Raw genomic sequence first — 12,741 nt, forward strand, 5'->3', positions numbered from 1 at the left:
CAGAAGTATAGCATATAAAGAATAAATATTTCTCAATTAATTTGAGATTTTTTGAAATTAGACTCCATTCCCCCTCACTAATATGCAATCGGAAGACTGACCTCAACTATTGTCCCCTCGTTTTCTTTACTGAATACTTCTATCCCTCCCTGATGATTTTCAATAATCTTTTTACTAACCATGAAACCAAGTCCGGTTCCTTTTTCTTTGGTTGTGTAAAATGGTTCTCCAAGTCTGGAAAGGATATGTTCGGGAATGCCATACCCTTGATCAATGAATCGAAGCAGCAGATTTTCTTTGTTTTTACTTTTTAATTGAATCACGATAGTGCCGCCTTTGGGCATAGCTTCTATAGCATTTTTCATGAAGTTAATGCAGACTTGCTTCAATTGATTCTCGTCACATAAAATATGAGTCGTCTCCAGTTCGAACTCGGTAACAATTTCCACATTGTTCATGATAGCTTGTGTCCCCAATAAGGTGGTCACTTGTCCGAGAAGCATACGAATATCTTTACGCTCATACTGGACGGATTGCGGCTTGGCAAGAATTAACAGCTCACTCAAAATCATTTCGATCCGTTCGATTTCAGAAGAGATGATGTCAAAATAAATTTGCTTCTGAAGTGATCCCGATTGCATGAACTGCACGAAACCTTTTATAGCCGTAATGGGATTACGGATCTCATGAGCAATACCCGCGGCCAATTGACCTGCAATCGACAATTTCTTGGAGTTGATTACAAGCTCTTCCGCTTGCTTCTGCGCAGTGATGTCTCGCAGGATAACAGCCCAGCCATGGATATGATCATGTTCATCCCGCATACCGAAGCTCGACAGCATCACGGGAATAATCGTACCGTCCTTTCTTCGTCTGACGGTTTCATATCCTTTTAGAGGCTCGTCCGATTTTATTACCTTCAGCTTCAAATCGATCTGCGGCAGTAAATCCAGCGGCATAATGGGCAGATTCAGAATAGAGAGGCCCACTATTTCTGAGGCTGACCATCCAAAAACATGTTCAAACGCATGGTTGATTCTCGATACATTTTCTTCCAGGTCTACAATAAGAATCGGGTCCACGTTATGATCTATAAAAGATTCCAGCTGATTTTTGGCTGCATTCAGTTCCTGAACTGCCCTTTTTCTTTCACTGATATCTCGATACATACTCATGACGCCGACAATGATTCCTTCTTCGTCACGTACAGGAGATAAGGTTCCGCTCACCTCGATGAGCGTTCCATCCTTTCGTTGTCGAATCGTTTCGAAGCCTATAACCGAATCTCCCGATTTAACTTGTTCTATATTCAATTTCATCGAATTTCTAAGAAACTCAGGCACGATAGTGCACACCATGTCTTCATACATAATTTCATCCAGTTTCCATTGAAACATACTCTCAAAGGCGGCATTCGCCTCTAGAATACGACCCTCGAAATCCATGACCAAAATGGGGTCCGCATTACTATGAAACAAGGATTCCAGTCTGGCTTGCGTTTTTCTCAAATCAAGTTCATCTTGCTTGCGCGCTGATATATCCCTTCCAACACTAAATAATTTAGTAATTTCCCCTTCTCTATTCCTAATAATTCTCAAACTCGACTCAATCCAAATATAGTGTCCATCTTTATGCCGTACTCTACAGGTAAAGGTATTGACCTCCGATTTTTGAAGAACGCCACTAAACGACAAGGAAGCAGCATCATGAGGATGCAAGTAAACTTTAGTTGTGGTACCTATTACTTCATCTGGTCGATAACCAAGTATGTTTTGGATAGCGGGAGAAACGTAACGGATAATGCCATCAGGTGTTCTGTAAGAAATGATGTCCGGTGAATTTTCTGAAATGATTTGATACAGCTCCTGACTTTCCTTCTGCTGTAATTCGTTATCAGCCCTCTTATGATCGGTAATATTGACAATCTGGGATATAAAAAATAAGGGTTTGCCTTCTTCATTCCTTACTAAGGACATTGCTAATAGTGCCCTTATAATAGACCCCTCTTTATGAATAAATTGCTTTTCTATCTGATACGATTCCCGTTTGCCTTCGATTAATTGGTTCTTAAGCTCAAGATGAAGTAAAAAATCTTCAGTATATGTAGTTTCCCGAAAACCAATTTGGGTAAGCTCTTCTTCCGAATATCCTAACATGGAGCATGCGGAAGCATTCGCTTTAAGAACAGTTCCATTCATTTCCAGGAGAGCCATACCAATCGGTGCGTGCTGAAATGCCTGAAAGAATAATTCATCCGCAAAACGATAGTCCTTGTTCATAGGTTCCTCCCCTTGTTACAAATCGAATAAGCTTTATGATAGCTTTCTAGCAGAGCGACCTGCTTTCCTGCATCGACAGCATTTTTTTATCGATTTGTGCTGCGGGCTATCACCTTTATACAGCCTATTTGAGCCATCTTGGTGACCACCAGTTCCATCTGCCGAGCAATTTCATCAAAGAAGGAACTACAATCATTCTAATAATGGTTGCATCTATAAAAATGGCTGCCGCGATGCCGATCCCCAGCTGCTGAACTCCCACAACCTCCGCGAATGCAAATGGCCCTGTCACCACAATCATGATTGCGGCTGCTGAAACTATGGTTCTGCTTGTTGACGCTAATCCAATGAGCACTGCTTGATCATTGTCTTGCGTCCTCTGATAGGCTTCATAAATTCGTGATACAAGGAACACTCCGTAATCCATACTGATACCGAAAGTCAGTCCAAATATAAATACGGGAATCATAATGGCGATACGGCTCGGCTCCATTCCCATGTTGCCCTCCTCAAAGATCCATACGAGGATGCCGAATGAGGCTCCCAGACTCAGGAGATTCATCACTAACGTTTTGAGTGGGATGAGCAGAGATCGGAACGCAAAGAATAATACCCAATAATTAGATAATAAAATAAACAGAAGCACATACCCAATATGCTGAAATATGGCATCGAAAACTTCCTGCTGGTACTTAGCCTCTCCACCCAGCACATAAGGTAAATCTGCGGATGTCGCAGCCTGCTCCCAATGTCTGAGCCAATCCATTGTTTGGTCTGACGACGGGCTTCCTCTTAGTGTCACGTAGAGCAGCATGTGGTTTTTATTTATAAATCGCTGCAGCACCGATTCGTATTTGCCCTCTGGCATTGACTGTTGAAGCCAGGCTTCCAACTGCCCGGGCTGCATCCCCAAAGTGGAATAAATGGAATCCACCCGCACTACACCTGGATCGTGTTCCAGCCTTTGGATGAACGCATAAGCCTTCATCCGCTCGGAATTGTTCAAGGCAAGGGATTTCCCTTGAAGGACAATAACAATAGGTGAGGTTGATGGATTCACAAATTGGGTTTGAAATGCTTCTGCTGCCTGACGGGATTTATAAATAGGAGGTAAAGATGAAGCGTCTGGTATAGCCAGCTTCAACCTGCTTAAAGGCAGGAAGCAGCCTATTAACAATAATGAAGCCAATAGGAGCATACGAACAGGTTTGTTCATCACAAAAAGTGACATTCTATACCAAATACTTGTTTTTCTATTTGCAGATAGGGCAGACAGCGGCAGCGTCTTGTGCTCTGATTGAATGGCAGGCCACAGGAACGACAGGATAGCTGGAAGTAACGTGAAGGCCAGACTTACTGAAACCGCTAATACTGTCATCGCTCCTACAGCAACCGAAGTGAAAATAGGAAGCGGAATCAACAAAGTTCCCATTAAACCCAAAAAAACGCTGGACGCTGAAAATAAGACAGCTTTTCCCGCTGTCTTCATGGCTGCGACCAGTGCATGCTCTGCAGCTTGTCTCTTTAATTCTTCCCGAAAGCGGCTGACCAGAATTAAGCTAAAATCAATACTTAGCGCAAGCCCGACCATGGGGATAACATTGAGCACGAAGTTAGAGAGTTCTATCTTTGTCCCTATCCAATACATCATCCCCATCGTACTCGCAACCGCAATCATTCCTATAACAATAGGGATGATTGCAGAAACAATACCTCGAAAAGCAAACCATAGAATCATAAAGGCAATGGGGATTCCAATCAGCTCTACTTGTCGCAAATCACGTTCACTGGCTCGGTTCACATCGGCCTGAACGACGGATTTCCCAGTCATTTTCACACTCATGTCATTATGATTCAGCAAGCGCCTTTGAATGTTATCCAATACAGGCTTCATTTCATGGGGCTTATAGGTAGAAACGAGAAGTGCATAGGCGTAATTGCCCTTCAGCATCCCTTGCGTCTGTAGAGGTGAGACGATTTTAGTTAAACCGTCAATTCCATGCAATTGAAACAAGGACAGTTCTATAAAATGCTGAAACTGCTCCAACGAGACAAGCTCTTTTTTTTCAAAAACAAGTACAATCGGGTCCTCGGGTATATGAAAATCAGCAGACAATAGATGCTGAACCTGTGTGAAGGCGCCGTTCGGGAGCAAACCGTGGTCCTGCAGAACGGTGGGCAGCTTGTTCGCATAAAAACCAAAAAAGAGCAGAACTAAAGTCCAGAACAATAGGATGACTTTCGGGTAGCGGTAAGAAATACGGGCAAGCCTGTGAACTCCCATAGTTACTCTCCTCACCGTTTTGCTTTGGCAAAAATCACTTGAAAGCGTTACTAAGTTTTACCGCAGCCGAACCAGCTAAGCATCGCTCAAGTTTCTTTTAATCGGGTTGCTCGTACCAATTCAAACGCCAATCCCGGCGCCAGGTGCCCTAACCTTGGCAGAAGTTGGGGTACAATCGGTAAGCCGAATAACCATTGAAGCAAGCGACCCCAACGCATGGGACTCTTGAATTCCCTGTGAATAGACCGCGTATATTCATACTGCCACCTTGCAAGCGAAATATCCCTGCGTAAATAGCGGTCCGCAAGGGTTGAGCATAATCGTGCTGAACGCAAGGCAATCGACATCCCATCCCCACATAATGGCGGTATCATGAGCGCGGCATCTCCCACATGCGGAATCACATCCCATGCCAAGGGTCTGCGATGTAAATCTACCGGCGCAACCGCTACTTGTGTACCTGGCACTGGTGTGGCTTGTGCTAATTTTTGATAAAGCTTTGGATTCCTGCGGGCTGCAGCATCGATCATGCCCAGGATCGTTTTTTCTGTTTTCCCAAAAGACTCCTGAGTCAAAAGTGCCGCAACATTCACAAGTCCGCCTTCAATAGGCGATATACCCATATACCCTCCAGGGAACAAATAAAGCTCGACAACAGGCTCTATATCGATTCCTGAATAATGGGATTTCACACCTGTATGTAAATGATTAACAGAACTTATCTGCGTAGAGCCAAGAATTCCTGAACGACGATTAGCTCCCCATGCTGCGATAACCGTGCGTACCTGAACCTGTATTGGCAACCCTTCCTGCTTCATCTCAATCCTATATCCATCCTCGTTCGGATACACGGATGTGACCGTTGTTGCTGTCTGCAGCGATGCGCCTGATCTTATTACCTCACTATGGAGTGTGGAATCCAGTAAATAGCGGCTTACTCCTATAGCGTGTCCGGGCAAAGGAATCTCCAGAATATCACCGCGACTGAAAATAAGTCTTATTTTGCTGATCAAGCTTGGTTGAAGCGACTTAACCGTATTCAATAACCCTAGTGCATTCAGTGTATGTTGTGATTCCGGTGAAAGGAATTCTCCGCAAACTTTGTGCCGGGGGAACAACTGACGATCGATCAGAACCGTATCCCAGCCTTGATCTGCTAATGACTTGGCCAGACTGCTGCCTGCGATTCCAGCGCCCAGCACGGCTGCATCGTATGTGTGATTCATCCCTGTTCAACTCCGATATTGGAATCAGATCTTGGTTTGTTCAAAACGACTACATACCGAAATAACGGTCTCCATGCATAAAACATCTCCGGGGTATTCAGCGCTTTCCCAAGATGCTGCCAATCTGCAGAACGAAAGCCTTTAGCCACAGATAAAGGTCCGTCGTTTAAAATATAACGGTTTTTAGAAAGCACACGTGTCGCAAGCCACACCGCGGCCCAAGGAATCCAATGTCGATGAATATCATTGATCACAACGCCTAATCGTGAAGCCTTCAACATCCTGTCTACTACCCTCGGGAGCTCATTCGCTGCAAAATGGTGCACAAATTGTGTTCCCGTGATGATATCTGCGCAAGCTTCCGGTATGGAAAATAAATCATCTCTTATCACCTTTACACGCGGCTCATGATGAAAGTACTGCCTTGCTTCTTCACACGCTTCTTCCGTAATGTCGATCAAAGTGATGGTGAGATCGATTTGGTTCGAGTCCGCCCAATGCAGAAGATGTCGGTTCACATCCCCCGAGCCTGACCCAATATCAAGGATGGATAACGTTCTCTGCTTTCCCTTTTCCAGCCATAGTCTCTTGACTCCATAGAGAGTGGGCACCGCCGCGCCGAAGATCCGATTAAGAAGCCGAAGATGCTGCAGGGCTTCTCGAAGCTCTGTTCCCCCTATAGAGAAATCATCCATCAATTCGGGTTCTTTGGCCCTCTGCCCTATTTTTTTAAACACGGACACCACCTGCAAGCTGCTCTTGTCTGATCACTGAAGGGAGATATTCGATCTTAATCATCTCCGCGGTCAGACCTGGGCCAAATGCCAAAGCAATACCGTTAGCGGGTCCGGAGCCCTTGCTTCTCAGCTCCTGCTTCATTTCGTTCAAGACAAATAACAGGGTTGCTGAGGATACATTGCCATAATCACGAAGTACGGTTCTGCTGGGCCGGGTCTGCTCATCTGTTAGCTTAAATATATTTTGAAGAGCATCAACGATACCTCGGCCTCCTGGATGAATAGCCCACAGCTCTGGATTCGGCTCTCCGTTTAACAAACGCTCAACCTCTGCGGGTATCCAGCTTGCGATCAGCTTAGGAATACTAGGAGAAAGATATAGATCAAAGCCGAAATTACCAACTTCCCAAACCATCTCATCGGCACAATTCGGCAGGAGTATAGAATGTCCATTTCCTAACTGAAACACATCCTTATGTTCAGGACCGGGGGAGCCTACGATGCAAGCCGATGCCCCATCTCCAAAAAAAGAAGCAGCAAACAGAGCTTCCCGCTCGCTTGAGGGTTGAATATGAAGCGTGCATAATTCAACACAAACAATTAACACTTTGGCTGATGGATTCCCCAAGAGGATCTGCCGTGACATTCCAATCGCCTTCAAGCCTGCTGCGCAGCCCAAAAAGTTAAGCGGCGTCCTATTCACATTAGAGGCCAGTCCCAACTGTTTGACCAAGACTGTATCCAAACCCGGAAGAAATTGCCCTGTGCAGCTGACTGTTACCAGATGTGTAACATCAGAGGCGTTCATGCATCCATCCAATAAAGCTTGTTTGGCAGCATTGAGCGCTAATGGAACCGATTCTCTTTTATAGGTTTTCATCCTATCGCCGGTTGAAGGAGCATCATGTATCGTGCTGCTGGGAAAGTAGCGGCAATCTGCTGCGTCTTCAAGCAGGTTAGGCTCACAGGTATAGCGGGATTCTACCCCGCACTGCTTGAATATTCTTTTTGCCCATCTGGCGGAATCGGAATAATCCTTGAGCGCTTCAGCTAATCTTTGCGCGGTTTCCACTTGATCAATCCGATATTCCGGTACAGCAGTACCTATACCCAGAATCGCAATGATTGGATCTGAGTGTTCCATGGTTACATCCATCCCCTCGCGAAATCTTCAATATCCACATACAATTGGACATGTATTCTGGCTTTAACCAAATGTATGCCTATCTAGCTATCCATATGACAATCGAACCTACTATGGTTTAACCAAAAAAGACCAGGCGGCCACAGCCACCTGATCTTGTATTAACATATACTTTTCTTGTCATTCCATACATCCTGTTAGTTATGATTCATAATTGAAAGTGACTCCTATGAAAGCATCTTCATCTTAGACAATAATTGCACCTGTTTGCTGAAATAATCGTTATAGAGAGCTTTTCTTTATCACCGGGTACAGCATCTTGAAATCGAATGTCTCGACGGTCGCATACGGAATTGTTAAACTGTTCAACGGTTCAAGCGGAACTGTCTCCATTCCCAATATGCCCTCACGCTTATCAAGCTTATAATCAGGTGATTCTTCAAGCCAAGCGAACAAGCTTTCATAAACGCGCCACATCTGCGCCTCATCTCCATGCACGTGGGCACATGCACATAGCCCTCCGCACACTTCCAGCGTCTCAATGCCATCAGGTACTTCACCAAACTCGCTAACTGCCAGTCCCACCCAGAGTGTATCGACTTCCTTGCCCCATTGCTCCTGTGGAATAAATACATATGCTGACGTAGTGGGTGTCAGTCTTGCATCATCCAACGGAACCTGCTCTATCAGCTTACTCCACGCGATCCGTGTCCCGCTATGATCCGGCGACATCCCCGTCCGCACCGCCAATGCTTTGAACGGCGCTACTTCTACCAATTCAACCGTTATCGTCTCCTGCATAATGCTCCCTCTCTCCTGTTTGCTTCAATGAATGGTTTCGTACCGCGTCCTCTAGCAAGATTATTTGTCGCGAATAGGAAAATACACATCTATTTCGGAGTTCGGGTCATCCTGTCGCGTGTATCTTTGATCGTAAAACTCGAATTCATATTTGCCGGTACGTGTACCTCCGTCGTATTCATATACGCTATTCGGCAGCCATTGTCCCCAAAAATGTTTGAACACATCCGTGATACCGTCAAGCGTACCACGATGTGTTATCACAAGATAGCGCGCGGACGGAACTTCGAAGCGCGTCATCCCTTCAGGGATATCACCATCCTGACGGATCTGCACAGCAGCCGTATACTTGAAAGGCGCGTCGGGTCCGTTGTTCGGTTCTTGCAGCATAAGCCCGTAACTGCGCCAGCCAAGCTGATCAGCAATTTCAGGTATCCGCTTGCCGAATCGACCCCATAACTGGGCAATAGTGTTCTCAGAGGGTGGCAAGGACGAGTCTAAAAGAATCGTTTCAGTGATGCCAATTACGGTGAAGGCAGGTTTCTCAATAAATTTGGTTTCAAGGATCATAATCTTCTAATCTCTCCTTATCATTTTCTTTTTTTTCCAATGCTATAAAACCGTGCCCGTCTACATGTTACATTTTTGCGGCTGCATGTTTGTAATTTCGTTCTTATTCGCTGTTCAGCTATACATTCCTCCTAATTTCATCCTTATTACCTAAATTTATTCATGTTTATGCTCCTCGACAATAAAAGCTAGATGATGACAGTAGCTTTCGAGTACATTTTTATTGGTTATTTGGTAAACTTTGAAAAAAGATTCATAGGAGGAACAAAATGATTCAACAGTTGACAGTCTACGCTATCGTGGTTTGTACTACAATCGGTACCATGTTGGTTCTTTGTATAGATGTGCTCAATAGGAGTCGCCCCATGAAGCTGTCAATCAAACGAGAGAGTGATATAGAAATTGAAAGTGAAAGTGATATTGAACAGTCCGATGTTAGTTACGAAAAAAACATAGCTTTTCCCTTCTATGTCGACTGCAGCCAAAGTTCTGATAATAACCGTATACAACTTTAATCATTCCTAATTTTCGTCACAAACAGCCCATCACCGATCAGGTTATGGGCTGTTTACTTTCTGATGGTCAAAAAATCAAATCAAGGGTAGCTCATCAGCTAACATTATCAGCAGCTGAACTATCCTTGATTCATTGTGTTCGTATTTTAACAACACACACTCAGAAGTCTTCCTGATCTTCCGTGATGTCACCTATAATTCCATTTTCCATTAAATAGTCTCTGATCGCCTTGGCGCTGTTTGGTCTTGGCCATCCATCCTCTAACAGTCGCTGTTCTGCCCAGAAGGATACGATTCCTTTAATTTCTCGTTTGAGTTCATCATCAGAAACATGAATAATACAATCATTTAATATGGATTTTACATTTACCTTCATATCGGTCTGGATTCTGATCTTCACACCATCACACCCTGTTTGTATGCCTATGCAACAGGATATGTACTTGCACCCGAATAGGTTTCACATTTTCCTTAAAGAACATAAAATTGCTGTTATCTTACTCTTATCTCTTTAAAATATTATTGTTTGTGTTTGATTTTCATATATTCAAAAACAAACAAATATGATAAGATGTAACCAAAATCAAATAAACATTCATTCGGAGGTATCAGCATGGTACAAAGTTTGTGGGAAGCTTCTAAAGCATCAGAGCAAGTCAGCGGTCTTGATCAACTGGTTTATCGTTCCAATCTGATTGGTACAGATCGTCGTGTATGTAATTATGGTGGAGGTAACACATCCAGCAAGACCATCGTTAAGGACTTCCGTGGTCGTGACGTAGAAGTTATGTATGTCAAAGGAAGTGGCTCTGACCTGGCTTCCATGAAAGCAGCTAATTTTACAGGCTTGCGCATGGAAGATATTCGTCCTTTGTTTGAAAAATCAGAAATGCCCGATGAAGAAATGGTCGCTTACCTCGCGAACTGTATGATTGACGCCAAGCACCCTCGCGCATCGATCGAAACCTTGCTTCACGCTTTTCTTCCATTTAAACACGTTGACCATACCCATCCCGATTCCATCATCAGCCTCTGCTGCGCCGACAACGGCAAGGAACTGGCAAGTGAGATTTTCGGTGACCGTTTCGTATGGGTCCCTTATATCCGTCCCGGCTTCACACTCTCCAAAATGATCGCAGAAGGTGTTCTGAACAATCCTAAGGCTGAGCTTGTACTCATGGAAAAACACGGCCTAGTCACTTGGGGCGAAACGTCTGAAGCAGCTTACGCCCAAACGATCAAGATCATTACTGAAGCGGAAAACTTTATCGAAGCACGTATTAAGGAAGAGCAGGTTTTTGGCGGCGTGAAGCATTCCGCATTGGCTGCAGATGTACGCAGAGCCGTGGCTGCACAAGTGATGCCGACGATCCGCGGTGCGGTCAGCGATGCCAAGAAGATGATTCTATCCTTCGACGATGCTGATGATGTGCTGCAATTCGTAGGTGGTTACAACTCCGCAGCGCTTTCCCAGGTTGGAGCAGCTTGCCCGGATCACCTTGTTCATACGAAGGTTGTCCCTCTGTTCATTGACTGGACGCCCAATGCGGACGATATCGATGGTTTAAAGGCGAAGCTTAAAGAAGGTGTCGCTGCCTATAAAGAAATGTACAAAGCCTATTTTGACCACAACAAAAATGATGGCGATGTGATGTTCGAAGCTGCGCCGCGTGTTATTCTGATCCCAGGTGTAGGTATGATCAACACCGGCAAAAGCTGGGCGATGTCACAGGTTAGCGGCGCTTTGTACCACCGGGCGATTGCCGTAATGAGAGGCGCTACCGCACTGGGTCAATTCGTATCGCTTAGCGCGAACGAATCCTACAATGTTGAATACTGGCCGCTTGAGCTTTACAAATTGTCACTCGCTCCGGCTGAAGCTGAATTTTCCCGTAAAATTGCTTTTATCACAGGCGGAGCAGGCGGAATCGGCAGCGAAACGGCACGTCGTCTTGTATCTGAAGGTGCACATGTCGTGTTGGCCGATCTTAACCTTGAGGGTGCTGAAAAGGTAGCCGCAGAAATCAATGCTAAATACGGTGAAAACCGCGCACTTGCTGTTAAAATGGATGTAACCAGCGAAGAAATGATTCAAGCTGCATATGCACAGACTTCCATTACTTATGGCGGCGTAGATATTATTGTTAATAATGCAGGTCTTGCCACTTCCAGCCCTTTCGATCAAACATCTTTGAAGGAATGGAATCTCAACATGAATGTGCTTGGAACCGGATATTTCCTTGTAGCGCGTGAAGCCTTCATCCTGATGAAAGAGCAAGCCATCGGTGGCAACATGGTATTCATCGCCTCCAAAAATTCCGTCTATGCCGGAAAAAGCGCATCTGCCTATAGCTCTGTAAAAGCACTTGAAGCTCATCTGGCACGTTGTATCGCGGCTGAAGGCGGAGAATTCGGTATTCGCGTCAATACGATCCTGCCGGATGCGATCCTGCAAGGCTCGGCGATCTGGAACGGAAGCTGGCGCACTGAGCGTGCCGCTGCCTATGGCATTGAGCCGGATCAATTGGAAGAGCATTACCGTAAGCGTACGACATTGCTCGTTAATATTTATCCGCGTGACATTGCCGAAGGAATCGCATTCTTCGCATCTTCTAAATCCGACAAAACAACCGGCTGCATGCTGACGATTGACGGCGGCGTTCCAGCTGCATTCACTCGTTAATCATTTATTGTGCAAGTACTATCCGGCGTATACAGGCGGCATTTTACATTCATATTTACCGTCATGTATACATCGGATAGATTCATAGAGGGTTTACAATAAAAAGGAGGCCATGACATGCCATCTGCTACAGGGGAAAAGCTATGGATTATTCCAGACGGTTACATTCCGGAGCTCAGCTCAGGTACGTTAACCAGCCACGAATCAATATGTGTATTGAACACCTCTTCAGAGGAAGCACTCATTAATATTACAATTTTCTTTGAGGATCGTGCTCCGCTTGAGGATATTCAAGAGGTTGTTGCGGGACGCCGGACCAAGCATATCCGTACGAGCACTTTGGCCACCAAAGAAGGCACGCCTATTCCACTGGGTGTTCCCTATGCAATTGAAGTTCAAAGTAATATTCCCATCATCGTACAATACAGCCGTCTGGATTCAACCCAGGCCGAAAACGCTCTCATGTCGGTCATCGCTTTTCCCATCAAATCATAGGGTAGAG

At 45.0% G+C, this 12,741-nt stretch carries 11 protein-coding genes; 3 read left to right on the top strand and 8 right to left on the bottom strand.

Features of this window, described 5'->3' with window-relative positions:
- Positions 1–77: 77 nt before the first annotated feature.
- The 7 genes from BM210_RS06390 to BM210_RS06420 form a co-directional block, all read right to left on the bottom strand.
- Positions 78–2,279: a PAS domain S-box protein gene (locus BM210_RS06390; protein ID WP_091165757.1), complete on the bottom strand. Its 2,202-nt coding sequence runs from the start codon at positions 2,277–2,279 to the stop codon at positions 78–80.
- Between the two features lie 124 nt (positions 2,280–2,403).
- Positions 2,404–4,563, bottom strand: coding sequence for an MMPL family transporter (locus BM210_RS06395; protein WP_091165759.1), 2,160 nt, complete (start codon positions 4,561–4,563; stop codon positions 2,404–2,406).
- Between the two features lie 86 nt (positions 4,564–4,649).
- A complete protein-coding gene (locus tag BM210_RS06400; RefSeq protein WP_091165762.1) occupies positions 4,650–5,789 on the bottom strand; it encodes an NAD(P)/FAD-dependent oxidoreductase in 1,140 nt (379 codons plus the stop codon).
- Positions 5,786–6,526 carry a methyltransferase domain-containing protein gene (locus tag BM210_RS06405; protein WP_091165764.1) on the bottom strand — a complete coding sequence of 247 codons (741 nt, stop codon included), beginning with the start codon at positions 6,524–6,526 and terminating at the stop codon, positions 5,786–5,788. Before BM210_RS06405 ends, BM210_RS06400 begins: the two co-directional genes overlap by 4 nt.
- Positions 6,519–7,670, bottom strand: coding sequence for a type III polyketide synthase (locus tag BM210_RS06410; RefSeq protein WP_091165766.1), 1,152 nt, complete (start codon positions 7,668–7,670; stop codon positions 6,519–6,521). The genes BM210_RS06405 and BM210_RS06410 overlap by 8 nt, the downstream gene beginning before the upstream one ends.
- Before the next feature lie 282 nt (positions 7,671–7,952).
- Positions 7,953–8,471, bottom strand: coding sequence for a GyrI-like domain-containing protein (locus tag BM210_RS06415; RefSeq protein ID WP_091165768.1), 519 nt, complete (start codon positions 8,469–8,471; stop codon positions 7,953–7,955).
- Between the two features lie 60 nt (positions 8,472–8,531).
- Positions 8,532–9,041, bottom strand: coding sequence for a GyrI-like domain-containing protein (locus BM210_RS06420; RefSeq protein WP_091165769.1), 510 nt, complete (start codon positions 9,039–9,041; stop codon positions 8,532–8,534).
- A 269-nt stretch (positions 9,042–9,310) separates the two neighbouring features.
- Here BM210_RS06420 and BM210_RS06425 point away from each other — a divergent pair, with 269 nt between their 5' ends.
- The gene (locus tag BM210_RS06425; protein WP_091165772.1) at positions 9,311–9,556 is read left to right on the top strand and encodes a hypothetical protein; all 246 of its coding nucleotides are present in this window, start codon (positions 9,311–9,313) and stop codon (positions 9,554–9,556) included.
- A 160-nt stretch (positions 9,557–9,716) separates the two neighbouring features.
- Here the strand turns inward: BM210_RS06425 and BM210_RS06430 are convergent, their stop codons facing one another.
- Entirely contained in the window at positions 9,717–9,956 is a 240-nt protein-coding gene (locus BM210_RS06430; protein ID WP_091165773.1) for a hypothetical protein, read from the bottom strand.
- A 213-nt stretch (positions 9,957–10,169) separates the two neighbouring features.
- On the opposite strand from BM210_RS06430, the gene BM210_RS06435 reads away from it, so the two are divergent.
- A complete protein-coding gene (locus BM210_RS06435) occupies positions 10,170–12,239 on the top strand; it encodes a bifunctional aldolase/short-chain dehydrogenase (RefSeq protein ID WP_091165776.1) in 2,070 nt (689 codons plus the stop codon).
- A 117-nt stretch (positions 12,240–12,356) separates the two neighbouring features.
- Complete coding sequence (locus BM210_RS06440) at positions 12,357–12,734, top strand: sensory rhodopsin transducer (RefSeq protein ID WP_091165778.1); 378 nt, start codon at positions 12,357–12,359, stop codon at positions 12,732–12,734.
- Positions 12,735–12,741 lie beyond the last annotated feature (7 nt).

The organism is Paenibacillus sp. 1_12, from assembly GCF_900114475.1.
GTDB lineage: Bacteria > Bacillota > Bacilli > Paenibacillales > NBRC-103111 > Paenibacillus_S.